Raw genomic sequence first — 25,157 nt, 5'->3', positions numbered from 1 at the left:
ATCCCCCTTCGTCGCCTTATTCGGCAGGTACGTGTTCGGTGGCGACGGCGTGGCCGTCCTTCTTGGCGCGGTATTCGCTGTAGGCGGCGATCAGCATGTCCTCGTCGCGATATTGCGGCACCCAGCCGAGCTGACGCTCGGCCTTGGACACGTCGAGCACGCATTCCTCGTCGGCGATCAGATACTGCTCCGGATCCATGATCGGCATGTTCATGAGATCGAGCAGGTCGAGCGTGCGCTTGACCGCCCAGCCCGGCGTCGGCAGCAGGATCGACTTGGAGCCGGCATGCCTGATCAGGTCGCCGAGCAGTTTTCTGACCGGCGGCGGATTGAGCGAGCCCAGATTGTAAGCCTCGTTCGGCACGCCGGCCTTCCAGGCTGCGTGCGCGGCTTCCGCGCAATCGAACACCGAGATGAACTGATAGGGATTCCTGCCTGAGCCGATCATCGGCACCGGCAGGTTCCAGTCGATCAGCTTGAACAGTTTCTCCAGGATGCCGAGACGGCCGGGTCCGATGATCAGGCGCGGCCTGAACAGCGAGATCGACATGCCGCGCCTGCGCCATTCGGCGGCGAGCTCCTCGGTCTTCAGCTTCGACAGGCCATATTCGCCGAGCGGCGCGACCGGATGGTCCTCGGTCATCGGCAGCACCACGGTATGGCCGTAGATCATGTCGGTCGTGTAATGGACCAGCTTCGAGGCGCCGGCCTTGTCCATCGCCTGGATGATGTGCTCTGTGCCGTGGAAATTCACCGGGAAGAAGAAGTCGTGCCGATTGGCGCGCACCTGGATCGGCGACAGCATCTTGGCCGACAGGTTGTAGACCATGTCGCCCGCCTTGAGGCCCACTGCCGCGACCGAAGCCGGATCGGTCACATCGCAAGTGATGAAGCGCACCGAACGATAGTGCGGCAGGTCGCTCTTGACGATGTCGGCAACGACGACGTTCTCGCCGTCCGCAGCAAGCTTGGGAGCAAGATGCCGGCCGACGAAACCGTCGCCGCCGAAAATCACATGTCTCATCGAAGGATCTCGTTTGTGCCGATCTTGTCGGAAGTGATGGAAGCGGTCTGGTTCTCGTGCCCGCGGCCACTTTGAGCGATCAAAATCGTTCCGACGCAAATGCAGGCGATACCGGCGATGCGCCAGCCATTGAGGTCCTCGCGGAAGACGAAATAGGCAAAGACGGCGACCGCGACATAGGCGAGGCTGAGGAACGGATAGGCGAAGCTGAGCTCGACCTTCGACAGCACGTAGAGATGCGAGGCCATCGAGATGACGAAGGTGCAGAGGCCGAGGAAGACCCAGGGGCTGAAGACGATCTGCAGCAGCTTGACGAGCGGATTGATGTTGTCGAAAGAGATCGGCCCCATCGACATCATGCCCTGCTTCAGCATGAGCTGAGCAGCGGCATTGGTCATGACCGTGAAGAGAATGAAGAAGATGTATTTCATTGTTGCCACCCCGCCCTTGGGCGGTCCTACTACAAACCTGCAAATATTTCGTGAAATCACATGTATATTTTTAGTAAAAACCCGGATATGAACGCTTCATTTACCAAGATTTACTCAAATTCGACCTATTCTGCGGCCACCACGGCCTCTCGCCGAGCCTCCAGTTTTTTCGCTGTGCGCGCCCAGAAATCCGACAGGAAGGCCGGGTCGCGAAGCGCCTCCAGCCGTTGCCATTCCGGGAAGGACGCCGCGAAGGTTTCGGGCCTCATGCGGGCATCCTTATAGGGGTTGACGGCGCCACCGGCCTCGATCGTGATGCGGTCGAGTTCGGCTAACAGCCGCAGCGTCCTTTCGCCCCTGTTGGGGAAATCGAGCGTCAGCGTATAGCCCGGCCGCGGAAACGAGAGCAGCGCCGGCGAACCGACGGCGCCAAACCGCTTCAGCACGGTCAGGAACGAGCCTTGCCCGGCATGCCGCGCCGCTTCGAGCAGTGCCGGCACGGTGCGCCGCGCCATGGCCTCAGGCACCACGCACTGGTGCTGGAAAAGCCCGCGCGGGCCATAGAGCCGATTCCAGTCGCGCACACCGTCGAGCGGAAAGAAGAAGCCCTGGTAACCCGCCTGGCGCGCAGCCGGCGTGCGACCCTTCTTCCATCGATAGGCAGCGTTGAAGGCAGCCAGGAACGGCCGGTTGAGCACGTTGAAGGGCGGCTGCACGGGCACCGAGAGCCGACTGCCTGCGCGCATGGCGGCATGCGAGCCGTGCTCGGCATGGTTGCCGGTGAACAGCAGGCCGCGCCCTCGCCCGTGGCCGCCGGCGAGCTGATCGATCCAGGCAACGGCATATTCATTGGCCTGGTCGGCGGCGTCGGCAAGATCGAAGAATTCGGCGAGATCGCGGAACCGCGTCGTTTTCTCGACGATGTCGAGCGAGGGCACACGCATCAGCCGGATCGACGCCGACAAGATCAGTCCGGTCAGCCCCATGCCGCCGACCGTCGCCCTGAACAGATGGGCGTTGTCGGTCTCGGAGCAGCGATAGGTCCGGCCGTCGGACCGCAGTAAGGTCAAGGATTCGACATGACAGCCGAACGTGCCGCGCCGGTGGTGGTTCTTGCCATGCACATCATTGGCGATGGCGCCGCCAAGGGTGACGAACTGCGTGCCGGGAACCACGGCCGGAAAGAAGCCGTAAGGCGCGGCATGGGCGATGATGTCGCAAAGCAGCACGCCGGCATCGGCCTTGAGCACGCCGGTCTCGGCGTTGAAGCCGCGAATGTGGCCGAGCGGCCGCATGTCGACTACCATGCCGGCGTCGTTCTGGCAGCTGTCGCCATAGGAGCGGCCATTGCCGTAGCCGAGAAGCGAGCCCGGCTTGGCCGTGCCGCTTTTCAACAGCGCGATGGCTTCTTCCGCCGGGATCGCCCGGCGCGCCGGCGGCGTCGCCAGCCCGAAGCTGCCGAAATATTCGCCGCCGGCGCTCACCAGCCCCAGCCTCCTGCGATCAGAAGCACGGCGCCGATGGCCACCACGATCTGGCTACGCCAGTCGCGGATGATGAAGACGACCGGGTCGTCATGCATCTCGTCGCGGCGCGCGAGGATCCAGACGCGCATGGTGAGATAAAGCACGATCGGCGCCAAGGGCCACATTACCCACGGGTGCGGATAAAGCTCCCGCACCGCGACACTGTCCATGTAGAGCGCCAGCACCAGCGCCGAGGAGAAGGCCGAGGCCATGCCCGCCTGGGCGACGATCTCCTGGTCCTCGGTGCGGTAGCCGCGGCCGGCGATGCGCTCGCCGACCGGGATGGCGGTCGTGCGCAATTCGACGAAACGCTTCACCAGCGCCAGCGACAGGAAGAAGAAGATCGAGAAGGCGAGCAGCCAGAAGGAGACATCGACGCCCGTAGCCGCCGCTCCCGCCAGCACGCGAATGGTGTAGAGGCCGGCGAGCGTCAGCACGTCGATCAACAGCATGCGCTTGAAAGACAGCGAATAGGCCGTGGTGACGACCATATAGCCGCCGAGCGCGCCGAGGAACTCGATCGGCAGCAGGCAGCCGGTGGCGATGCCGATCGCGAGCAGCACAAAGACGGCGCCGAGGCCGAACGGGATCGACAGAACACCGCTGGCGAACGGGCGGTTGCGCTTGGTCGGATGCTTACGGTCGAGCGCGAGGTCGAAGAAGTCGTTGACGATGTAGATGGCGGAGGCCACGGCGCTGAACGAAACGAAGGCCAGGAGGCACTGCCAGATCATGCCGATGTTGAAATACTCGTGCGACAGCACCATCGGCACCGCGATCAGTGAATTCTTCAGCCACTGATGCGCCCTCAGCATCTTGACGTAGGTCTTGAGCGTTCGCTTCGGCGCCGGCATCGTCTCGGCGCCGCGCGCCGCCTGCCAGCGCTGCGCGCTGCGGTCCGGCGCCACCACGATGGCGTTGCGCGCGGCATCGAACACATTGAGATCATGGCGGCTGTTGCCGGCATAGTCGAAACCGGCATCGCCATAGGCGGCGACCAGCGAGGCGCGCTTCCTGGCCGAAGTCAAATTGTGCGGTCCGTCGGTCGCCAGCACGCGCTCGAAGATGCCGAGATACGCCGCGATCGCCTCGGCGAATTTGCGCGGCGTGCCCGTCGCCAGCACGATCCTGCGGCCGTCCTCGTGTTCGCCGCGAAGCCGCTCGAGCAATTCAACCCGGTAAGGCAGCGATGCCGGATCGATGTCGATGCGCGCTGCGATTTCCTGCTTGAGCCGCGCCGGACCGCCGGTCAGCCAGAGCGGCAGGACAAAGAGATAGAGCGGATTCTTCTTGAGCAGGATGAACAGGCCTTCCCACAGAAGGTCCGTTGCAATCAGCGTGCCGTCGAGATCGACCGCAAGCGGAATTGCGTTCCCGTCCGACCGCGCGTCCATTGCCCCGCCCTGCTCACCCCGCGCCGCATTTCGGCGCCTACGCGATGGATATAACGGGGCATGACGGAGCGAACGTTAAAACGCCCGGTTGCGGCGCGCTGTGCGGGGGTATTTCCGGTGTTATCGTTAAGCAGCGGCTACCGGAAACGATAAAAGGCCGGGCGTTCGCCCGGCCTTCGCCGATCGCGTCTAAGGATTTTACTTGATCCGGGCAACGCCGCCCGAGATCTCGACCGTTTCTGAACCGGTCAGCGCTTCGAGGTCACCATTGGGCAGGGTGACGAAGCAGCCATTCGGGCAGAACTCCACCGTCTCGCCGGCGGCCAGCGCCAGCTCGGTCTTGCCGCCGCCTTCGGTCACGATCAACGTCCGCGTCTGAGCGTCCTTGTTGACCGCGCTGGCGGCAAAAGCCGAACCGCCCAGGGCCAAGAAAGCGATGGCGGTAACGACAGACTTCCACATTGCAATTTCCGGTGTTTCCACACCGCCTCTGTTGCATTTTCGCAAGGCATTCTCGCCCTTTGCATGAGAGCTTATATGAGATGCAAGCTGAACCGCAACTGAATGCCGCATTCATGCCGCAATTGGTTTCACCGACCGGAAAATGGCGCAACGTCTAGCCTGGATCGGGCTTGCGGCCCCTTCGCTTCATCTTGGCGAGCCGTTCGCGTTCGGCCGCTGCTTCCGCTTCCAGCCGCTCGCGCTCGGCAAATTCCGCCTCGATCTTGTCGTCGTCGATCGGCCACGACTCGTGCTTCGTTGTCTCGACCACGGCGCGCGGCGTCGACGGGATCTCGATGTGCTCGTCCTCGAAGATATCGAAGATCGCGAAGCGTATGTCGTTCTGGACGATGCTGCCGTTCATCACGTCGGCCACGAACACGCGGATTTCGAATTCGAGCGCGGCCGTCCCGAAATTGGCGAAGAGCACGAAGGGCTCGGGGTTCTTGAGCACCATCGGATGGGCGCGGGCGATATCGAGCAGAAGCGTGTGCACCCGCTTGACGTCGCTGCCATAGGCGACGCCGACCCTGATGTCGACGCGGCCGAGCTTGTTGCGATGCGTCCAATTGCCGACCGCATTGTTGATGAGGTTCGAATTGGGCAGGATCACCGACTGCCGCTGGAACGTCTCGATTTCCGTCGCACGCACGCTGATCTTCTTCACCGTGCCGCTGATGTCGCCGGCGACGATCCAGTCGCCCACCTTGAACGGGCGTTCGGCAAGCAGGATCAGGCCGGAGACGAAGTTCGAGACCACGTTCTGCAGGCCGAAGCCGATACCAAGTGACAGCGCACCGGCAACGAGCGCCAGATTGGAAAGATCGATACCAGCCGCCGATATGCCGATAAGTGCCGCGAGCGCCACGCCTGCATAGCCCACGGCCAGCCGGATCGAGTTGCGCACGCCGGTGTCGACCTTGCCGCGCGCCATCACCGACCCGTCGAGCCAGCCCTGGAACCAGCGCGTGAGGAAATAGCCGATGACGAAGACGACGATGCCGGTGAGGATGCCGAGCACCGAGATGGTGACGGAGCCGATGGTGACGCCCGTTGCCAGCTTGTAGGCCCAGGCCTCGATGTCGCCGGGCTGGAAGCCCCACATCAGAAGGATCAGCGGCAGGAACACCAGCACGATCATCAGGTTGATTGCGATGCTGGCCACCAGGCCGAGCTGATCGAGCGCGGTGTCCTCGTAGCTGGAATTGGCGGACAGCCATCGCCCGACCGACGTATCAGCGAACCCGCCCTCCTCGCCGATCGCCCGCGCCGACAGGAAGCCGATATAGGCGGTGACCAGGATGGTGCCGGTGACCACGACCTGGGACGAGACGAACAGCGCGAGGCCGATATAACCGAGCAGCGCCGCAGCGATGGTGAACAGGCCGAGCCCGATCGCGATGAAGCGAAGCCATGCCGGCCAAGGACGCCATGCGCCGTCAGCCGTCCTGAATGGTCTCAGCAGCCCCATCAGGATCAGGATGACGCCGACGATGATGGTGGCGACAAAACCCCTGGCGATCGTCAGCGAAAGCGGGGAACCCATCTTCTCGTTGACGACCGACAGGAAGTAATTGATGCCGAGAACCACGGCCATGGCGGTGGTCAGCCTCACCAGCCAGCGCGCAGGGCCGGTTGCAACTGGAATGAGCCGCCAGTTAGGCAGCCGCGGCTCGAGCGCCGCATTGGTCAGCCGGTTGACGCAGAACACCACTGCGATTACGGCGAGCAGCGCATTGAGGAATGTGCCGATATCGCCGCGCAGCACGTTGTAATAGTTGAAGAAGAACACTGCGGAGGCCAAGAACGCGCCGAGCGCCGCAGTCGGCAGCAGCGTCGACCAGAACGCCACGGACAGCCGGCTGAGGTAGGATGGATCCTCCACGGATGGATTGGGCTCGAAAATGCGGCCGAACAGCCGCCGCCCGCCTATCAGGAGCACGGCCGCCAGCGCCAGCGCCATCAGCGTCGCGGCAAGGATTGCCTGAAATTTGAACTTGAACGCGAAGGTCAGCCAGGACGCCACTGCCTTGTAGAGGCCGGTGAACTGGTCATGCGCGTCGGAAAAGCCCTGCGGGCTCAGCACATCGGTCAATTCGTAGCGTTTCGTCAGAACGCTGCGGAAAAGCTCGCTGCGCTTGATGGCGATATTGTCGACCAGGCCGCTGATGCGGATCGACAGGTTCTGCGCGCTGGCGACCACCGCGTTGATCTCGGCCTTCTCGGCCGTGAGCGCCGCGCGCTCATTGGCGACGATCGCGGGCTCTTGCTGTCCTTGCGCGGGTGGCGGCCCCAGAACCTCGACGCGATCGTTGATGTCGTTGAGGCGCGAACGGAACGCCAGCGCGCTGTTCAGCGCCGCTCGCGATATATCCTCGAGCTGCAGGCGGATATCGACGAGCCCGGCATCGTCTTCATCGGGATCGCTTATCTTCTTCTCCAGGCCGTCGGTCTTGGCCGTCAGGTCCTGCATGGCCTTGGTTTGATCGGCGATGAGCTGTGCGGAGCCCTGGCCAATCGCCTGCGCCATGGCGTGGGACGACGGCTGCGTCGCGACGACGACGATGGCGACCAGGATCAGGCGTAGCAGTCGGGAAATCATGACGGACGGGCGACTCGCGGCCGAAAAATCTTCGAAAATTCCATCCTTGATAAAGACCGCCATATCAGGCGGCAAGCCGTCCCGATCCGTGGAGCGATGGCATGGATCGAAGTCGGCCTGTCGAAAAGCGATGGCGCAATCTTGGCTTTGCGGTTGTGGGCTGCTCTATAGTGTGCCGCCTCGCACCAACAGGACGACAGGAAGAATGGCGGAATATTCGGCCTTTTCGCTGCTCAAGAACGCGCTGAACGGCAACAAGGACTGGAAGCCGGCGTGGCGCAAGCCGGACCCGAAGGCGTCCTATGATGTGATCGTCATCGGTGGCGGCGGCCACGGACTCTCGACCGCCTATTACCTTGCCAAGGAACACGGCATCACCAATGTCGCGGTGCTGGAAAAAGGCTGGCTGGGCTCGGGCAATGTCGGCCGCAACACCACGGCGGTGCGCTCCAACTATCTTTTGCCGCAAAACACCCGCTTCTACGAGCATTCGATGAAGCTGTGGGAGAACCTCTCGCACGACCTCAACTACAACGTCATGTTCTCGCAGCGCGGCTGCCTCAATCTCGCGCACACGCCGGCCCAGCTCGACGACTATGCAAGGCGCGGCAACGCGATGCGCCATCTCGGCGTCGATGCCGAGTTGATGACCGTCAACCAGATCAAGCGGCTAGTCCCCGCGCTGGACGTCTCGGGCTCGGCGCGCTTTCCCGTCCTTGGCGGGCTGATGCAGCCACGTGCCGGCACCGCCCGGCACGACGCGGTCGCCTGGGGTTATGCGCGCGGCGCCGACCGGCGCGGCGTCGACATCATCGAGAATTGCGAGGTCACCGGCTTCCTGCGCGACGGCGACCAGGTCATTGGCGTGACGACGACACGCGGCGATATCCGCGCCAGGAAAGTGGCGCTTGCCGTCGCCGGCAGCACCGGCCATGTCATGCAGCTTGCCGGCATTTCGCACATGCCGATCGAAAGCCACGTTCTGCAGGCCTTCGTCTCGGAATCGCTGAAGCCGATCGTCGACACCGTTCTCACCTTCGGCATGGGCCACTTCTACATCTCGCAGTCCGACAAGGGCGGCCTCGTCTATGGCGGCGACCTCGACGGCTACAACAGCTACGCCCAGCGCGGCAGCCTGCCGATCGTCGATGAGGTGATGAGCGAGATGCTGGCGCTGTTCCCGGGCCTTGCGCGGGTGCGCATGCTGCGTTCCTGGGGTGGGCTTTGCGACATGACGATGGACGGCTCGCCGATCATCACCACCGGCCCGCTGCCCGGCATGTATCTCAATTGCGGTTGGTGCTACGGCGGCTTCAAGGCTACGCCAGCCTCGGGCTGGTGCTTCGCCTGGACCATCGCCAAGGACGAGCCGCACGAGTTCAACGCCCCCTTCACGCTCGACCGTTTTTATCGTGGCCTGATCATCGACGACAAAGGCCAGGGCGCGAATCCGCGGCTGCATTAGGGTTTCAATCATATGCTGATCACTTGTCCCTATTGCGGCCCGCGCGACGTCGTCGAATTCACCTACCAGGGCGACGGCAACCGCGAGCGGCCGCAGCCGGCCTCGCAGGATCTCGATGCCTGGAATGCCTATGTCTACGACCGGTTGAACCCGGCCGGAGACCACAATGAGATCTGGCAGCATTCCGGCGGCTGCCGCGCGCATCTGCGGGTCGTGCGCAATACCCTGACCCATGAAATCCTGAGTACGGCGTTCGCCCGTGGCGGACACAAATCCGCGGGCCATAAAGCGGGAGGCAACCAGTGAGCCCTCGCCGCACGGAAACCGGCGGCCGCATCGACCGGCTGCGCACCATCCGCTTCACCTTCGACGGCGCGCCCTATACCGGCCATGCCGGCGACACGCTGGCTTCGGCGCTGCTCGCCAATGGCGTGACGCTGTTCGGTCGTTCGTTCAAGTACCACCGCCCGCGCGGCCTGCTCGCCGCCGGCGTCGAGGAGCCGAATGCCCTGTTGACGGTGCTGCGCGGTGAAGTGCGCGAGCCCAACATCCCCGCCACCATGGTCGAGATCTATGACGGGCTGGTCGCTGTCAGCCAGAACCGCTCCCCCTCGCTCGCTTTGGATATCGGCGCGCTCAACCAGCTCGGCGGCAAGATCCTGTCGGCCGGTTTTTACTACAAGACCTTCATGGGACCGGTATTCGGCCCGCTGAAGGGCACGCGGTTCTGGATGTTCTGCGAGCATTTCATCCGTCGCGCCGCCGGCCTCGGCAAGGCGGGTGTTGCGCCCGACACTGCGCGCTACGAGCGCATGAACGCCTTTTGCGACGTGCTGGTCGTCGGCTCCGGCCCGGCCGGCCTGATGGCAGCGAAGGCCGCCGCCGACCAGGGTGCGCGCGTGATCCTGGCCGATCTCGAGGCAAAGTTCGGCGGCTCGGCCAACTGGTCTGGCGAAACCATCGACGGCGCGCCGGCCGCCGACTGGGCGGCGCGCGTCGTCGGCCAGCTCGAAGGCAACGACAATGTCCGCCTGCTGCCGCGCACGACCGTCTGGGGCTACTACGACGGCAACACTTTGGCCGCCCTCGAACGGGTGACCGACCATAAGGAAGTGCCGGCGAAAGGCGAGCCGCGCCAGCGCTACTGGGCGATCCGCGCCAAGACAGCGGTTCTCGCCACCGGCTCCTTCGAGCGGCCGCTGGTGTTTCCGGGCAACGATCGTCCGGGTGTCATGCTGGCACATGCGGCCGAACGCTACGCCAACGAATATGGCGTGCTGCCTGGCGAACGGATCGCAATGTTCACCAACAACGACAGCGCCTATCGCTCGGCGGTCGCCCTGAAGAAGGCAGGCGCTGCCGTCGTCGCCGTCATCGATGTCCGCGGCGACGTCTCGAACGAGATGCGCAGGCTGGCGAGCGAAGCCGAGGCCGAATTGTTTGCGGGCCATGCCGTAATCGCGACCGAAGGCGGCAAGGCGCTCACCGGCCTCAAGGTGCAACGCTTCGACATGATGAGCGGTGCGCTCAGCGGCGAAGAACGCAGCATCCATGCCGACTGCCTGGCTATGTCGGGCGGATGGTCGCCGACAATCCATCTCGCCAGCCAGGCCGGTGCAAAGGCCATATGGGACACTGCCAGGCAGGCCTTCCTGCCGCCGCAGCCGACGCAGCGCTGGATCGGCGCCGGCGCCTTCACCGGCAGTTTTTCCACTGCCGAAGCCATCGCCGAGGGCCGCGCGGCCGGCCTCCAGGCCGCCGGCGGAACGCCGTCCTCGGCGCCCCTGCCCGTTGTCGAGGCTGTTCCTGGCGATCCCGACCCGGCGCCGGTCTTCGAGATCAAGGCCAAGGGCAAGAGTTTCGTCGACTTCCAGCACGACGTGACCGCCGAGGACGTTCGGCTCGCGCATCGCGAGGGCTTCGTTTCGGTCGAGCATCTGAAACGCTACACCACGCTCGGCATGGCGACCGACCAGGGCAAGAACTCCAACGTGCCGGGCTTAGCCATCATGGCCGAGGCGCTCGGCAAACCGATACCGGAAGTCGGCACGACACGCTTCCGCCCGCCCTACACGGCGGTCTCGATCGGCTCGCTGGCGGCCGAGCGCTTCGGCGATTTGAAGCCGGAGCGGCTGACGCCGATGCATGACTGGCACATCGCCAACGGCGCGACCATGTATGCGGCCGGACTCTGGTATCGCCCGATGATCTACGGCCTCGCCGGCGAGACCGTAGAGCAGGCCTACGTACGCGAAGCCCAGGCGACACGCGAGAGCGCCGGCATCGTCGATGTCTCGACACTCGGCAAGATCGCCGTGCAAGGACCGGACGCGGCCGAATTCCTCGACCGCGTCTACACCAATATGTTTTCCACCCTCGCCGTCGGCAAGGCCCGCTACGGCCTGATGCTGCGCGAGGACGGTCTTGCCTTCGACGACGGCACCACCTGGCGGCTCGGGGAGCAGGAATTCCTGATGACCACCACCACCGCCAATGCCGGCAAGGTGATGCAGCATCTGGAATATTTCCTCGACGTCATCTGGCCGGAACTGAAGGTCACCGTCACCTCGGTCACCGACGAATGGGCTGGTGCCGCGATCGGCGGCCCGAAGGCCCGCGCCATCCTTGCCTCTTGTGTCAAAGGCACAGCCGTCGACAACGCCACGCTTCCCTTCATGGGCATCGTCCATGGCCAGATCGCCGGCGTGCCGGTGATGATCTGCCGCCTCTCTTTCTCCGGCGAAATGGCCTTCGAGGTCTATTCCGGCGCCGGTTACGGCACACGGGTGTGGGAAGCGCTCATCGAGGCCGGCAAGCCGTTCGGCCTTGTCACCTACGGGCTCGAGGCGCTGGGCACCATGCGCATCGAGAAGGGTCACGTCACCGGCGCCGAGATCGACGGCCGCACCACCGCGCGCGACCTCCATCTCGACTGGATGCTGTCGAAGAAGAAACCCTTCATCGGTTCCGCCATGATGGACCGCGAGGGGCTGATCGCTCCGGACCGGCTGGAACTGGTCGGCGTGATCGCTCTCGACAACCGCGCGCTCAACGGTGGCGGACATATCGTCGATGAACTGGACCAAGAGAACCCGCACGATTCGATCGGCCACATCACCGCCTGCTGCTATTCGCCGGCGCTCGGCAAATACATCGCTCTGGCGCTGGTCAGGGGCGGCAAGGCGCGCCACGGCACGCGCGCCTTCGTTTCCGACCCGCTGCGCAACCGGTTCGGGCCGGTCGAGATCGTCTCCAACCATTTCTACGATCCGGACGGGAGCCGCATGCATGCTTGAACGTCAATCGCCGCTGGAGCCCGTCTACCATCCAGGCTCGCATGGCAATTTCGAACATGGCGTCGATGTCATCCTGTCCGAAACGCGGCCAGGCTCGATCCTGCAGCTTGCCGCGTGGCCAGGCGAGGAGAAGCGCCTGATGTCGGGCATATACAAGGTGACGGGCCTTGCCCTTCCGGACGGCGCCGGCGGCGGCGTCAGCAATGGCGCGAAGTCGGCGTTCGGCTTCGCGCCGGGCAAGTTCACCGTGGTCGACGAGGCGGAGGGCTTGGCCGCCGCGTTTACGGGAGTGATCACGCCTTCGGTCGGCACGCTCACCGACCTGTCGCACGGCCGCACGGCGATCCGCGTCGCCGGACCGAAAGCGGAATGGGTGCTGGCGAAATTCTTCGCCATCGATTTTGCCTTGCCGGCCTTCCCGTTGGGCGCAGGCCGCTCGACCAACCATCACGATGTTTTCGCCCAGATCCAGCGCACCGGCGCGGATCAGTTCGACATCTACGTCTTCCGATCGTTTGCTCGGTCGTTCTGGAAAGCCTTGTGCCACGCCGGCGAGGAAGTCGGCTACGAGGTTCAGTAGAGCAAATAGGACCAGTCGACTGGTCCAGCAGGTGCCTCACTATCGACGGCTACAACTGCTGCTTGAGCCTTGGACCAGCGAAGACGATAGATAAGGAACGGGCTCTGGTCGGAGCCCGCTCAGGCAACCAGTTCGACAATTCCTTCCATGACCGCAGAGACTACGGCGACAGCCACGACCCGCTTTGCTCCGGCGGGCGACCCGTCGCTGCTGTTGCCGGCAACCGTTGCCTGCGGCGTGTTCATGACCAGCCTCGACCAGAACGTCATTGTGACCGCGCTGCCAGGCATCGGCCAAAGCCTGAACCGTCCGCCGAGCCAGCTCGGTCTTTTGATCACCGTCTATGTCGCGAGCCTGATCATCACGATGCCTCTCGGCGGCTGGCTGGCCGATCGCTTCGGGCTGCGCAACGTCTACTGCTTTGCGCTGCTCGTCTTCGCCAGCGCCTCGGCGCTCTGCGGCCTGTCGGAAAACATCTGGATGCTGGTCGGCTCGCGCGCGCTGCAGGGTTTCGGCGGCGCGCTGATGGGCACGCTCGGCCAGGTCGTGATCCTGTCGAGCTTCCCGCGCGACCGCACGCTCAAGATCAACATGTATATCTCGCTCGCCGGCCAGTCAGGCCCCCTGGTCGGGCCGCTCGTCGGCGGCGCGCTGACCACCTACGTGTCGTGGCGCTGGATCTTCTACATCAACATACCGATCGCGCTGACGGCCGCGCTGCTCGCCGCCTCGCTGTTCCCCACGATCACCAAGCCGGTCCGCACGCCTTTCGATTTTCCGGGCTTCCTGCTCGTCGGCAGCGGCATGGCGCTGCTCGTCTTCGGCATGGATTCGCTTGCCGCGAAGGATGCCGCGAGCGCCAGCATCGCCATGGAGCTCGGGCTGGCGATCGCCATCCTGACCGTCGCCGCGCTTTACTGCCTGCGCACCCGTAACCCGCTGCTCGACCTCAACCTGCTGCGCATCCGCACCTTTCGCGTCAGCTTCCTGACCGGCGGCGGTCTCGACACGATCGGGCTGAGTTCGGTGGTTTTCCTCTTGCCGCTGATGTTCCAGCTCGGCTTCGGCATGAGCGCCGTCCAGGCCGGATCGCTGACCTTCGTGGCGGCGATCGGGTCGGTGCTGATGCGCTTCTTCATGCCGCGCATCCTCAACCGCTTCGGCTTCAGGCGCGTGCTGGTCACCAACACGCCGATCGTCGCCCTGCTGGTCGCGGGGTTTGCCTTGATGCAGGAAAGCACGCCCGCCTGGATCGTGCTTACCTACATCTTCGTCTTCGGCCTCTTCCGCTCCGTGCAGTGGGCCTCGACCGGCAATCTCGCCTACTCGGACATCGCGCCGGAGCAGCTCTCGCGCTTCAGCGCGCTCTATTACATCCTCTGGCAGCTGGCGGTCGCGATCAGCGTCGGCCTGGCGGCGGCGTTGCTGTCGCTGCTTGCCGGAGGCGGCCAGGCCAGCGTCGACGACTACCGCATCCTGTTCATCGTCGAGGCCCTGATCACGTTTTGCGCGCTGCTCGCTTATCTCAGGCTGACACCGCAGGACGGCGCCCATGTCAGCGGCCACGGTGCCCATATGAGCACGGACTAGCAGTCAGGGCGACCGGTCCCTGTCCGCGCTACTCAGCGAACGTCACCCATTCTTCGAGCGGCGCGCGGTCGGTGCGGAATTCATTCTCGGGCTTGGAGTTGTCCTCATAGCCCAGCGCCATGCCGCAGACGACGACTTCCTCGTCGGGAATGTTGAGCACCGGGCGGATCTGCCGGTGGTAGGGTGCGAAGGCGGCTTGCGGACAGGTATGCAGCCCCCTGCCCCGCGCCGCGACCATGATGTTCTGCAGGAACATGCCGTAGTCGATCCACGACCCCTTGTTCAGCCGCCGGTCGACCGTGAAGATCATGCCGACCGGCGCGTCGAAGAAGATGAAGTTGCGATCGTGCTGCGCGCGCATCTTGTCGACCTCGCGCCGGCCGATGCCGATCGCGCCGTAGAGACCGAAGCCGTTGGCCCGGCGCCGGCTGAGATAAGGCTCGAAGAACTGGTCGGGATAGTAGCGGTACTCGTCCCACTCCGCCTTCTCGGCACGAATGCCGGAATTGAGGATGGCGTCGCTGATGCGCTGCTTCACCTCGCCCTTGGTCACATAGACCCGCCAAGGCTGCATGTTGGTGCCTGACGGCGCCCGCGCCGCCACCGTCAGGATGGCGCGGATCGTCTCGTCGTCGACCATGTCGGGCAAAAACGCGCGCACGGACCGGCGCGAAATGATCGCCTCGTCGACGATCGCCGCATCGAGCACGATCCGGCTATTCTTATCCAGCATGGGCCGTCCCTTCAGGCATGGCCGGAACCCGGTTTCCGCAAACGACTATCCGCAGACACAAGAACTAGATTGGTCCCGATCGGACGCCCCACCCTCCGTTCGTAGGGCAGCCTTTGCATCAAGCGCCAAAATCGCGCAAGCAAATCTTGCAGCGTATGAAAATCCGCTTGATTTTTTCACTGGTTTGTCCTCACATGAAAATTGTTCATATTTTTTCACGAGTTCACGATTGGCCTCGACCGCCGTCAGACCGGAGCAGGACAATGGCGAGCGGCTGCTTGCCGGCGATATCCGTGCGCTGCGCAAGGCGCGCGGGCTGACGCTCAGCGAGATCGCGTTCAAGCTCGGCCGCTCCGTCGGCTGGGTCAGCCAGGTCGAGCGCGGACTTTCGGTTCCTTCGCTCGGCGATCTCAGAGCCTTCGCCGAGCTCTTTGGCGTGCCGCTCAGCCTGTTCTTCAGCCATGACGTGCCTGTCGAGAAGGAACGCGGCGTGGTTGTGCGCGCGGGCAGCCGCCGCTCGCTTGGCACAAGCGAATCAGGTCTCGTGGAGGAGCTTCTGTCGCCCGACCTCGGCGGTAGCTTCGAGATGCTGCGCTCGGTCTTCGCGCCGGGCGCCGAACTGAAGACCGAAGCGCGCCGTCCGACTGAGGAAGCGGGCTATGTCGTGTCGGGCACTTTCGAGATCGAGATCGGCGGCGTCTGGCATCGGCTCGGCGAAGGCGACAGTTTTCGTTTCGAAGGCAAGCCGTTCCGCTGGCGCAATCCGGGCGCCGAGCCGGCAGTAGTCATCTGGGTGGTTTCGCCGCCGGTATATTGAGTTGGAGCTTGGGAGGAAGAAACATGGCCGGTTTGCCGACCACGGCGCGCGTGGTGATCATCGGAGGCGGTGTCGTCGGCGCCTCCTCGCTCTACCACCTCTGCAAGGCCGGCTGGACCGACTGCGTGCTGTTGGAGAAGAACGAGCTGACCTCCGGCTCGACCTGGCACGCCGCCGGCAATGTGCCGACCTTCTCCTCGTCATGGTCGCTGATGAACATGCAGCGCTACTCGACAGAGCTCTACCGGGGTTTGGCCGAAGTGGTCGACTATCCGATGAACTACCATGTCACCGGCTCGCTCAGACTCGCCCACACCAAGGAGCGTATGCAGGAGTTCCAGCGCGCCAAGGGCATGGGCCGCTACCAGGGCATGGACATCGATGTCGTCGGCCTCGACGAGATCAAGCGGCGCTATCCCTTCATTGAGACGCACGAGCTGGAGGGCGCGCTCTACGATCCGAGCGACGGCGATATCGACCCGGCGCAGCTGACGCAGGCGCTTGCCAAGGGCGCGCGCGACATGGGCGCCAGGATTATCCGCTTCTGCCCGGTCACCGGCGTTCGCCGCGAGAACGGCGAATGGGTGGTCGCGACGCCGCAGGGCGAAATCCGCTGCGAGATCGTCATCAACGCGGCCGGCTACCGCGCCGCCGAAGTTGGAAAAATGTTCGGCCGCGAAGTGCCGATGATGGTGATGAGCCATCAGTACATATTGTTCGAGGAGATCCCCGAGCTGGCCGCCTGGACGAAGGAACAGGGGCATAAGCTGCCGTTGCTGCGCGATGTCGACACGTCCTATTATCTGCGCCAGGAAAAGACCGGCATGAATCTCGGCCCTTATGAGCGCAATTGCCGCGCGCACTGGGCGACGCATAACGATCCCATGCCGGAGGATTTTTCCTTCCAGCTCTTCCCCGACGACCTCGACCGGCTGGAGCATTATCTCGCCGACGCCGTCGCCCGCGTGCCGATCCTTGGCACCGCCGGCCTCTCCAAGGTCATCAACGGGCCGATCCCCTACGCGCCCGACGGCAACCCGCTGATCGGACCGATGCCCGGCGTGCCGAATGCCTTCGAGGCCTGCGTCTTCACTTTCGGCATCGCGCAAGGCGGCGGCGCCGGCAAGGTGCTGGCCGAATGGGTGACCGAGGGTCAGACGGAATGGGACATGTGGTCCTGCGACCCACGCCGCTTCACCGCCTTCGCGTCCGCTCCTGACTATTGTGTCGCCAAGGGCCTGGAGATCTACGGCAATGAATACGCCATCCAGTTCCCGCGCCATGCCTGGCCGGCCGGGCGCGACCGCAAACACTCACCGCTGCATGATCGTATCAAGGCGCTCGGCGGCCAGTTCGACGCCTACAACGGCTGGGAGCGCGCTACCTGGTATGCGAAGCCCGGCGACGACATTTCGGAGGAATCGACGCTGACCTTCCGCCGCGACGGACCGTGGCAGCAGCGTGTGCGAGAGGAATGCCTGGCCGTGCGCGACGCCGCCGGCATCCTCGACCTGCCCGGCTTCTCGCGCTTCAACCTCGAAGGTCCGGGCGCCGCCGAATGGCTGGCGCTGCAGGTCACCGGCCTCGTGCCGAAACCCGGCCGTATCGGCCTCGTCTATTTTGCCGACGACAAGGGCCGCATCGTCACCGAAATGTCGGTCGTGCGCCATGGTGAAGACCAGATGACGCTGATCACCGCGGCGGTGGCGCAGTGGCACGATTTCGAATGGCTGAAGTCGCGCATGCCGGCCGATGCGGCCTTCACGCTGACCGACCGGACGGAGGAATACTCCACGCAGATCCTCGCCGGCCCGAACTCGCGCGCCATCCTTGCCGAGGTTTGCGCCGCCGATCTGACGCTGCCTTGGCTGACGCATCAGGAAACGACCGTCGCCGGGCGCTGGGCGAAGCTGGTGCGCGTCTCCTTCGCCGGCGAGCTCGGCTGGGAGATCCACACCAAGGTGGCAAACACAGCCACCGTGTTCGACGCGGTCTGGGCCGCCGGCCAGAAGCATGGGTTAAAGCCCTTCGGCATGTATGCGCTGGATTCGCTGCGGCTGGAAAAAGGCTACCGCGCCTGGAAGGGCGATCTGTCGACCGACTATTCGATCCTGCAGGGCGGGCTGGAGCGCTTCGTCAAATGGGACAAGCCCGACTTCCGCGGCAAGGCGGCGCTGCTCAACGAAAAGCAGCAGGGCGTGAAGAAGCGCTTCGTCACGCTTGTCGTCGAGAACCCCGGCGATTGCGATGCGCCCTATATGTCGACGCTCTGGCATAGCGGCAGCATCGTCGGCGAGACGACTTCGGGCGGCTGGGGTCATCGTGTCGACAAATCCATCGCGCTCGGCATGCTCCGCGCCGACCTTGCCGAGCCGGGCACGGCGATCGAGGTCGAGATCTTCGGCGACCGCTTCAAGGCGGTGGTGCAGAAGGACGAGCCGCTCTGGGATCCGAAGAATGAGAGGTTGAGAGCTTAGGACCTTTCCCGGCCGTGGCGGTCCATTCTGGCGGAGGAATTTTGTGACAAGATCAAGCGAAGAACCGCAGGGCGTACCGGCGGTACGCACAAGGGGCTTTGCGCCGGAATTGGCGCAAAATAGCCCGTCAGAATGCGGCCGATATGGTCGGGAAAGGTCCTAGAATGCCAAAACCATCGAAGCGCATTACCGGCATCGTGCCTTCGGGCAAGGATGGCTGGGAAGTCCATTTCGCCGCCTGGACCCGCAGGGCGGCCGGCGAGGACATCATCGTGCTCTCGGTCGGAGATCACGACTTCGACACGCCCTCTGAGACGATCGAGGCCTGCGTCAACGCCGTCCGCGGCAGCAACCATCACTACACCCCTCTGCCAGGCCTGCCGCGCCTGCGCAAGGCGATGGCGGCGGCCTCCACCGCTTGCACCGGCATCTTGACGGAACCGGACGAGATCATCGCCACGGCTGGTGGCCAGGGCGCGCTCTACGCCGCCGTGCAGGGCGTGCTCGATGCCGGCGATCACGCCATCGTCGTCGCGCCTTACTACGCCACCTATCCCAACACCTTCAGCGCCGCCGGCGCCAGCTTCACCGTGGTCGAGACGCCGGCCGGGGACGGTTTCCAGCCGCACGCCGACATGATCCGCGCGGCGCTCAGGCCCAACACGCGCGCCATCCTTATCAACACGCCGAACAACCCGACCGGGGCGGTCTACTCGCGCGAACGGCTCGAAGAGCTGGCCGAAATCTGCAAGGAACGCGATCTCTGGCTGCTGTCTGACGAGGTCTACTGGACGCTTGGCGGCGGCGAGCACATCTCGCCGCGCTCGCTGCCCGGCATGGCCGAGCGCACGCTGGTCATCAATTCGATGTCGAAGAGCCACGGCATGACCGGCTGGCGCATGGGCTGGCTGACCGGCCCGAGAGCGATGATAGCGCTGATGACCGACCTCAACCTGGTGACGACCTACGGCCTGCCGGCGTTCATCTCGATCGCCTGCGCCGAGGCGCTGGAGAACCACTACGGCGTGAAGGAAATCGCCGAGCGCTACGCCGCGCGCCGCACCGTCTTCCTCAATGCCATACGCGGCGCAAATGAACTCACCGTGCACGGCTCCGAAGGCGGCATGTATGTCATGCTCGACATCTCGGCCGTCGAGCCTGACGATGAGAAATTCGCCTGGGCGCTGCTCGACAAGGAAAAGGTCGGCGTCATGCCGGGCTCGAGCTTCGGCGAGGCCGCAGCCGGCCACATCCGCATCAGCCTCTGCCAGCCCGAACCTGTCCTTCAGGAAGCAGCGCTTCGCGTACGCCGCTTCGCTTCCAACTATCGCCGCGAGGCCGCATGACCAAGACCATTCCCAGCAAAGCCCGCGCCGTCATCATCGGCGGCGGCGTCTCGGGCTGCTCGGTCGCCTATCATCTGGCTAAGCTCGGCTGGACCGACATCGTGCTGCTCGAACGCAAGCAGCTCACCTGCGGCACGACCTGGCATGCGGCCGGCCTGATCGGCCAGTTGCGCGCCTCGCAGAACATGACGCGGATGGCGAAGTATTCCGCCGACCTTTACGTCAAGCTCGAAGCCGAAACCGGCGTCGGCACCGGCATGCGCCAGGTCGGCTCGATCACGGTGGCGCTCACCCAGGAGCGTAAGCACGAAATTTATAGGCAGGCATCGCTCGCCCGCGCTTTCGATGTCGACGTTCGCGAGATTTCGCCGAGCGAAGTCAAGGAGATGTATCCGCATCTCAACGTCTCCGACGTGGTTGGCGCCGTGCATCTGCCGCTCGACGGCCAGTGCGATCCGGCCAACATCGCCATGGCGCTGGCCAAGGGCGCGCGCCAGCGCGGCGCCACGATCATCGAGAACGTGAAAGTCACCAAGGTCCACACCAAAAATGGCCGCGTCTCCGGCGTCTCCTGGGCGCAGGGCGAGGATCAGGGCACGATCGAGACCGACATCGTCGTCAACTGCGCCGGCATGTGGGCGCGCGAGCTTGGACGGCAGAACGGCGTCACCATCCCGCTGCATGCCTGCGAGCATTTCTATCTCGTCACCGAGCCGATCCCGGGTCTCTCTCGCCTGCCGGTGCTGCGCGTGCCGGACGAGTGCGCCTACTACAAGGAGGACGCCGGCAAGATGATGCTCGGCGCCTTCGAACCGGTGGCGAAGCCCTGGGGCATGGACGGCATTCGCGAGGATTTCTGCTTCGACCAGCTGCCTGAGGACATGGACCATTTCGAGCCGATCCTCGAAATGGGCGTCAACCGCATGCCGATGCTGGGCACGGCCGGCATCCATACCTTCTTCAACGGTCCCGAAAGTTTCACGCCCGACGACCGCTATTATCTCGGCGAGGCGCCGGAGCTTTCCGGCTACTGGATGGCGACCGGCTACAATTCGATCGGCATCGTCTCCTCGGGCGGCGCCGGGATGGCGTTGGCGCAGTGGATCAACGACGGCGAGGCGCCCTTCGACCTCTGGGAGGTCGACATCCGCCGCGCTCAGCCCTTCCAGAAGAACCGCCGCTACCTCAAGGAGCGCGTCTCCGAAACGCTCGGCCTGCTCTATGCCGATCATTTCCCTTACCGCCAGATGGCGACCTCGCGTGGCGTGCGTCGCTCGCCCCTGCACGAGCATCTGAAGGCGCGCGGCGCGGTCTTCGGCGAGGTGGCGGGCTGGGAGCGGGCCAACTGGTTTGCTAGGCCCGGACAGGAGCGCGAATACCGCTATTCCTGGAAGCGGCAGAACTGGTTCGACAACCAGCGCGAGGAGCACCTCGCCGTGCGCAGCGGCGTCGGCCTGTTCGACATGACCTCCTTCGGCAAGATCCGTGTCGAGGGCCGCGACGCCTGTGCCTTCCTGCAGCGGCTCTGCGCCAACGACATGGACGTCGCGCCCGGTAGGATCGTCTATACGCAGATGCTCAACGCCAAGGGCGGCATCGAGAGCGATCTTACCGTGACACGGCTGTCGGAGACGGCCTATTTCCTCGTGGTGCCGGGCGCCACGCTTCAGCGCGACCTTGCTTGGCTGAGGCGGCATGTGGCCGACGAGTTCGTCGTCATCACCGATGTGACCGCCGCCGAAGCCGTCATCTGCCTGATGGGTCCGGACTCGCGAAAACTGATCCAGAAGGTCAGTCCGAACGATTTCTCCAACGAGGCCAATCCGTTCGGCACTTTTCAAGAGATCGAGGTCGGCATGGGGCTCGCCCGCGCCCATCGCGTCACCTATGTCGGCGAGCTCGGCTGGGAACTCTATGTCTCGAGCGACCAGGCTGCCCACGTCTTCGAAGCGATCACTGAAGCCGGCGCCGATGTCAGCCTGAAGCTTTGCGGCCTGCATACGCTCGATTCCTGCCGCATCGAAAAGGCCTTCCGCCATTTCGGTCACGACATCACCGACGAGGACAATGTGCTGGAGGCCGGCCTCGGCTTTGCGGTGAAGACGAGCAAGCCCGATTTCATTGGCCGCGACGCGGTGCTGCGAAAGAAGGAAGCGGGGCTAAGCCGCCGCTTGGTGCAGTTCCGCCTGAAGGATCCTGAGCCCCTGCTCTTCCACAACGAAGCGATCCTGCGCGACGGCAGGATCGTCGGCCCGATCACCTCCGGCAATTACGGCCACCATCTCGGCGGCGCGATCGGCCTCGGCTATGTGCCGTGCCAGGGCGAGAGCGAGGCGGACATGCTGGGTTCGTCCTACGAGGTGGAAATCGCCGGTGCGCGGTTCGCCGCGGAAGCATCGCTGAAGCCGATGTACGATCCGAAAGCGGAAAGGGTGAAGATGTAGCGCAGCCTTCCCCTTCTCCCCTTGTGGGAGAAGGTGGATCGGCGCGCAGCGCCGAGACGGATGAGGGGTATTCCAGCGGAATGAGACGCTGGCTTTCCCTGGAGCACCCTTCATCCGGCCGCGACGCGGCCACCTTCTCCCACAAGGGAGAAGGGGAAGACGGCGCTCAAAACCTCTCCAGCCTCGCCCTTACCTTGCCGAGGAAAGCCGCCCGACTCTTCGGCGTCGAAGAATCCATCAGATAATGCGCCAGGAAGAAGGTCTTGCAGCGCGTGGCGCAGAGCGCGCGCATGCCACGCAGAATCGTCTTGCGGCCGGGCTGGCCGACAACGACGCTCCACCAGGTCGGCGCGCCGCAAGTGGTGATCACGCCGACCTTGGTCACATGCCGCATCAGCGACGTGATCCGTCCCTTGCCGACGGGCAGCTTGAAGGCGATGTCGGTTGCCCAGACGCGATCGAACCACCCCTTCAGCATGGCCGGCAGGCCATACCACCAGGTCGGATAGATGAAGAGGATCGCCTCAGCCCATTGCAGATGCTCGAAATGCGGCTCGAGTGCCGGATCCTCAGGCGCGCGGTCGTTGTAGGAGCGTCGCTCCCCGCAGCTCATCACCGGATTGAAATTCTCGGCATAGAGGTCGAGGAGCCGCACGTCCCAGCCTCGTCGTGTCAGCACTTCTATCGCCGTATCGCGGATCGCCGCGCAATAGCTCTCCGGAACCGGATGGCAATAGACCACCAGCACACGCATCAGAACGCGTCCATGCTGGCGGCCACCTTCCTCATGAAGGCTTTGCGGGTCTGATCCGTCGAAAGGTTCATCGAGTAATGCGCGAGATAGGAGACGGGAGCGCCGGGCCTGATGGTGGCACGCAGCATGCGCTTCACGATCTTGCGCGGCGGATCGCCCATCAGCATGGCGCGAAAACGGCTGCCGCCATAGGTCGTGACGGCCGCGAGCTTGCGGATGTTGTGCAGCGTCGGCCGAACCTTGCCGTCAACCAGCTTGAATGACACGCCGGGCAGGAAGACGCGGTCGAAGAAGCCTTTCAGGATCGCCGGATAGCCGTAGTTCCAGACCGGAAACGACAGCACCAACGCTTCCGCTGTCTGAAGCCTTTCGATGTAGCCGGCGACCGCATCGTTCGGCTCACGCTGGCCATGATAGCCGAGCCGCTCGGCGCGCGTGAGCCGCGGGTCGAAGTCCTCGGCATAGAGATCGCAGTCGTCGATGGTGTGGCCGGCCACGGAAAGCCGCTCGACGATCGTCCGGTGCAGGCCGGCATTGAAGCTGGTCTCCACCGGATGCGCGTAGAGGATGAGGATGTTCATAAAGAAACTCGCAGATCAGCGCGAGGCACCCCCCTCTGCCCTGCCGGGCATCTCCCCCTCAAGGGGGGAGATTATTCGCTTCGCCGCCTTCGCCAATCTCCAACGTTGGAAGCGAGGCGCCGAAGCTGCCAATCTCCCCCCTTGAGGGGGAGATGGCCGGCAGGCCAGAGGGGGGTACAGCGCCGCACGCTCATCGACCTAGCTCGCCTTTTGCAGGCCCTTGAACAGGAAGGGCTTGCCCGAGCGGTAGTCGTAGCGGGGATTCTCCCAGGCGATCATCTTGCCGGGGTTGAGCAGGCCTTGCGGGTCGGTCTCGCGCTTGAAGGCAAGCTGCACCTCGTCGGTCTGCTTCATGCCGCCTTCTTCCAGCGTGTAGCGGTGCGGGTTGAAGATCCAGCAGCCATTGTCCTCATGAATGCGGATGATCTCGTCGAGCCGTTCTTCCGTGGTGTAGCGCACCAGCGGCAGGCCGGCTGCACCGATGGCGCCATCGAACCGAATGAATTCGAGATGCGCCGGCACCTCGTCGCCGAAGCGATCGACCATCGCCTTGACGTGGACGAGATGGTCCGGCGACGGATAGCGCGCCTGCAGATAGGTGATGGTCGGATCGACCCGGATGGCGCGCAGCGTCGTATGGTTCCAGGTCAGCTCGTAGGCCGGCGGCAGCCCCTTGAGGTCAGCCTCCTGGTCGGCGCGGAAGACAATCTCGCCCTTGCCGCTGCGGACGAAGGCGAGGAAGGCGTCCATGGCATGCGGCGCGATCATGCACACCACGATGCTCTGCTCGCGCCGGAAGAATTTCTGGTGCCGCTTGAAATAGTCATAGGGGATAGGCGCGGCGATCGGCGTGATCAGCTTCGCCAAAATGCCGTCCTGCACGGCGAGGTCGTTGCCGAAGCCGGCCGCGTCCATGAAATCGTCGAAACCGACGATGACATCGATCCAGTCATAGGACGCCGTCAGCGGCATCTCGACCTCGGTGATGATGCCGTTGGTGCCGTAGGCGTGCATCACCTTCAGAACCTCCTCGCCGGTGAGGTCCATGACGCGCGGCTCGGCCTCCATCGTCACGGTTCTCAGCCGGATGACATTGCCGAGGTCGCGCAACCCACCCCAGCGGATCGAGCCGACGCCGCCGGAACCGCCGGCGACGAAGCCGCCGATCGAAGCGGTATTGTAGGTCGACGGCGACATGCGCAGTTCCTGGCTGGAGTGCGCCCGCGTCGCCTTGTCGATCTCAGCCAGAACCGCGCCTGGTCCGGTCACCACGCGGCCCGGCGCGATCGTCTTCACGTCGTTCATCTCGGCGAGATTGAGCACCACGCCGCCGGACAGCGGCATCGCCTGCCCGTAATTGCCCGTGCCGCTGCCGCGCGGCGTGACCGGCACGCCGTGGCGGTGGCAGGCGGCAAGCACGCGGATCACCTCGCCCTCATTCTTCGGCGTGACGATCAGGTCGCCTTTGATGTGGTCAAGCTGCTGCTTCAGAACCGGGCTGTACCAGTAGAAGTCGCGGCTCTTCTGCTGGACGATCGCAGGATGATCGTCGATCTTGAGCCCTTCCAGGTCGCGCTTCAGCGCTACGATATCCAT

Annotated in this window: 19 protein-coding genes; 9 read left to right on the top strand and 10 right to left on the bottom strand. The window is 64.2% G+C overall.

Annotation, left to right across the window (positions count from 1 at the left end; all coding sequences use genetic code 11):
• Positions 1-16: 16 nt before the first annotated feature.
• From QAZ22_RS17340 to QAZ22_RS17315, 6 genes are all read right to left on the bottom strand, one after another.
• Positions 17-1,024, bottom strand: coding sequence for an NAD(P)-dependent oxidoreductase (locus QAZ22_RS17340; RefSeq protein WP_278201982.1), 1,008 nt, complete (start codon positions 1,022-1,024; stop codon positions 17-19).
• Complete coding sequence (locus tag QAZ22_RS17335) at positions 1,021-1,455, bottom strand: EamA family transporter (RefSeq protein ID WP_278201981.1); 435 nt, start codon at positions 1,453-1,455, stop codon at positions 1,021-1,023. The genes QAZ22_RS17340 and QAZ22_RS17335 overlap by 4 nt, the downstream gene beginning before the upstream one ends.
• Positions 1,456-1,580: 125 nt before the next feature.
• Positions 1,581-2,939: an FAD-binding oxidoreductase gene (locus QAZ22_RS17330; protein WP_278201980.1), complete on the bottom strand. Its 1,359-nt coding sequence runs from the start codon at positions 2,937-2,939 to the stop codon at positions 1,581-1,583.
• Entirely contained in the window at positions 2,936-4,375 is a 1,440-nt protein-coding gene (locus QAZ22_RS17325) for a UbiA family prenyltransferase (RefSeq protein ID WP_278201978.1), read from the bottom strand. Before QAZ22_RS17325 ends, QAZ22_RS17330 begins: the two co-directional genes overlap by 4 nt.
• A 198-nt stretch (positions 4,376-4,573) precedes the next feature.
• Entirely contained in the window at positions 4,574-4,837 is a 264-nt protein-coding gene (locus QAZ22_RS17320; protein WP_278072907.1) for a hypothetical protein, read from the bottom strand.
• Positions 4,838-4,991: 154 nt separating this feature from the next.
• Positions 4,992-7,478 (bottom strand): mechanosensitive ion channel family protein, encoded by a 2,487-nt coding sequence (locus tag QAZ22_RS17315; RefSeq protein WP_278201977.1) that lies wholly within the window; start codon positions 7,476-7,478, stop codon positions 4,992-4,994.
• A gap of 205 nt (positions 7,479-7,683) precedes the next feature.
• On the opposite strand from QAZ22_RS17315, the gene QAZ22_RS17310 reads away from it, so the two are divergent.
• From QAZ22_RS17310 to QAZ22_RS17290, 5 genes are all read left to right on the top strand, one after another.
• Positions 7,684-8,943: a sarcosine oxidase subunit beta gene (locus QAZ22_RS17310; RefSeq protein ID WP_278201976.1), complete on the top strand. Its 1,260-nt coding sequence runs from the start codon at positions 7,684-7,686 to the stop codon at positions 8,941-8,943.
• A 12-nt stretch (positions 8,944-8,955) separates the two neighbouring features.
• Positions 8,956-9,249 (top strand): sarcosine oxidase subunit delta, encoded by a 294-nt coding sequence (locus tag QAZ22_RS17305; protein ID WP_278201975.1) that lies wholly within the window; start codon positions 8,956-8,958, stop codon positions 9,247-9,249.
• Positions 9,246-12,239 (top strand): sarcosine oxidase subunit alpha, encoded by a 2,994-nt coding sequence (locus tag QAZ22_RS17300; protein ID WP_278201974.1) that lies wholly within the window; start codon positions 9,246-9,248, stop codon positions 12,237-12,239. The genes QAZ22_RS17305 and QAZ22_RS17300 overlap by 4 nt, the downstream gene beginning before the upstream one ends.
• Positions 12,232-12,819, top strand: coding sequence for a sarcosine oxidase subunit gamma (locus QAZ22_RS17295; protein WP_278201973.1), 588 nt, complete (start codon positions 12,232-12,234; stop codon positions 12,817-12,819). The genes QAZ22_RS17300 and QAZ22_RS17295 overlap by 8 nt, the downstream gene beginning before the upstream one ends.
• Positions 12,820-12,966: 147 nt before the next feature.
• Entirely contained in the window at positions 12,967-14,409 is a 1,443-nt protein-coding gene (locus QAZ22_RS17290) for an MFS transporter (protein WP_278201972.1), read from the top strand.
• Between the two features lie 28 nt (positions 14,410-14,437).
• Here the strand turns inward: QAZ22_RS17290 and QAZ22_RS17285 are convergent, their stop codons facing one another.
• Positions 14,438-15,142 (bottom strand): nitroreductase, encoded by a 705-nt coding sequence (locus tag QAZ22_RS17285; protein ID WP_278201970.1) that lies wholly within the window; start codon positions 15,140-15,142, stop codon positions 14,438-14,440.
• A gap of 229 nt (positions 15,143-15,371) precedes the next feature.
• Between QAZ22_RS17285 and QAZ22_RS17280 the strand changes: the two genes are divergently transcribed.
• From QAZ22_RS17280 to QAZ22_RS17265, 4 genes are all read left to right on the top strand, one after another.
• Positions 15,372-15,959, top strand: coding sequence for an XRE family transcriptional regulator (locus QAZ22_RS17280; RefSeq protein ID WP_278201969.1), 588 nt, complete (start codon positions 15,372-15,374; stop codon positions 15,957-15,959).
• Positions 15,960-15,982: 23 nt separating this feature from the next.
• A complete protein-coding gene (locus QAZ22_RS17275) occupies positions 15,983-18,436 on the top strand; it encodes an FAD-dependent oxidoreductase (protein ID WP_278201968.1) in 2,454 nt (817 codons plus the stop codon).
• Between the two features lie 164 nt (positions 18,437-18,600).
• Positions 18,601-19,782, top strand: a complete 1,182-nt coding sequence (locus QAZ22_RS17270) for a pyridoxal phosphate-dependent aminotransferase (protein ID WP_278201967.1) — start codon at positions 18,601-18,603, stop codon at positions 19,780-19,782.
• The gene (locus QAZ22_RS17265; RefSeq protein WP_278201966.1) at positions 19,779-22,226 is read left to right on the top strand and encodes an FAD-dependent oxidoreductase; all 2,448 of its coding nucleotides are present in this window, start codon (positions 19,779-19,781) and stop codon (positions 22,224-22,226) included. Before QAZ22_RS17270 ends, QAZ22_RS17265 begins: the two co-directional genes overlap by 4 nt.
• Before the next feature lie 166 nt (positions 22,227-22,392).
• Here the strand turns inward: QAZ22_RS17265 and QAZ22_RS17260 are convergent, their stop codons facing one another.
• The 3 genes from QAZ22_RS17260 to QAZ22_RS17250 all read right to left on the bottom strand — a co-directional run bounded on the left by QAZ22_RS17260 (position 22,393) and on the right by QAZ22_RS17250 (position 25,157).
• Positions 22,393-22,980 carry an NAD(P)H-dependent oxidoreductase gene (locus QAZ22_RS17260; protein ID WP_278201964.1) on the bottom strand — a complete coding sequence of 196 codons (588 nt, stop codon included), beginning with the start codon at positions 22,978-22,980 and terminating at the stop codon, positions 22,393-22,395.
• Complete coding sequence (locus tag QAZ22_RS17255) at positions 22,980-23,561, bottom strand: NAD(P)H-dependent oxidoreductase (protein WP_278201963.1); 582 nt, start codon at positions 23,559-23,561, stop codon at positions 22,980-22,982. Before QAZ22_RS17255 ends, QAZ22_RS17260 begins: the two co-directional genes overlap by 1 nt.
• 198 nt (positions 23,562-23,759) lie before the next feature.
• Positions 23,760-25,157 (bottom strand): FAD-binding oxidoreductase, encoded by a 1,398-nt coding sequence (locus QAZ22_RS17250; RefSeq protein WP_278201961.1) that lies wholly within the window; start codon positions 25,155-25,157, stop codon positions 23,760-23,762.

It is taken from the genome of Mesorhizobium sp. WSM4906, assembly GCF_029674625.1.
GTDB lineage: Bacteria > Pseudomonadota > Alphaproteobacteria > Rhizobiales > Rhizobiaceae > Mesorhizobium.
Note: the sequence above shows the minus strand (reverse complement) of the source record. Positions and strands in the feature narration are given on the sequence as shown.

Coding starts and splice junctions, on each gene's coding strand:
- QAZ22_RS17340 (WP_278201982.1), bottom strand. CDS start 1,024: ATGAGACATGTGATTTTCGGCGGCGACGGTTTCGTCGGCCGGCATCTT.
- QAZ22_RS17335 (WP_278201981.1), bottom strand. CDS start 1,455: ATGAAATACATCTTCTTCATTCTCTTCACGGTCATGACCAATGCCGCT.
- QAZ22_RS17325 (WP_278201978.1), bottom strand. CDS start 4,375: ATGGACGCGCGGTCGGACGGGAACGCAATTCCGCTTGCGGTCGATCTC.
- QAZ22_RS17320 (WP_278072907.1), bottom strand. CDS start 4,837: ATGTGGAAGTCTGTCGTTACCGCCATCGCTTTCTTGGCCCTGGGCGGT.
- QAZ22_RS17315 (WP_278201977.1), bottom strand. CDS start 7,478: ATGATTTCCCGACTGCTACGCCTGATCCTGGTCGCCATCGTCGTCGTC.
- QAZ22_RS17310 (WP_278201976.1), top strand. CDS start 7,684: ATGGCGGAATATTCGGCCTTTTCGCTGCTCAAGAACGCGCTGAACGGC.
- QAZ22_RS17305 (WP_278201975.1), top strand. CDS start 8,956: ATGCTGATCACTTGTCCCTATTGCGGCCCGCGCGACGTCGTCGAATTC.
- QAZ22_RS17295 (WP_278201973.1), top strand. CDS start 12,232: ATGCTTGAACGTCAATCGCCGCTGGAGCCCGTCTACCATCCAGGCTCG.
- QAZ22_RS17290 (WP_278201972.1), top strand. CDS start 12,967: ATGACCGCAGAGACTACGGCGACAGCCACGACCCGCTTTGCTCCGGCG.
- QAZ22_RS17285 (WP_278201970.1), bottom strand. CDS start 15,142: ATGCTGGATAAGAATAGCCGGATCGTGCTCGATGCGGCGATCGTCGAC.
- QAZ22_RS17275 (WP_278201968.1), top strand. CDS start 15,983: ATGGCCGGTTTGCCGACCACGGCGCGCGTGGTGATCATCGGAGGCGGT.
- QAZ22_RS17270 (WP_278201967.1), top strand. CDS start 18,601: ATGCCAAAACCATCGAAGCGCATTACCGGCATCGTGCCTTCGGGCAAG.
- QAZ22_RS17265 (WP_278201966.1), top strand. CDS start 19,779: ATGACCAAGACCATTCCCAGCAAAGCCCGCGCCGTCATCATCGGCGGC.
- QAZ22_RS17260 (WP_278201964.1), bottom strand. CDS start 22,980: ATGCGTGTGCTGGTGGTCTATTGCCATCCGGTTCCGGAGAGCTATTGC.
- QAZ22_RS17255 (WP_278201963.1), bottom strand. CDS start 23,561: ATGAACATCCTCATCCTCTACGCGCATCCGGTGGAGACCAGCTTCAAT.
- QAZ22_RS17250 (WP_278201961.1), bottom strand. CDS start 25,157: ATGGATATCGTAGCGCTGAAGCGCGACCTGGAAGGGCTCAAGATCGAC.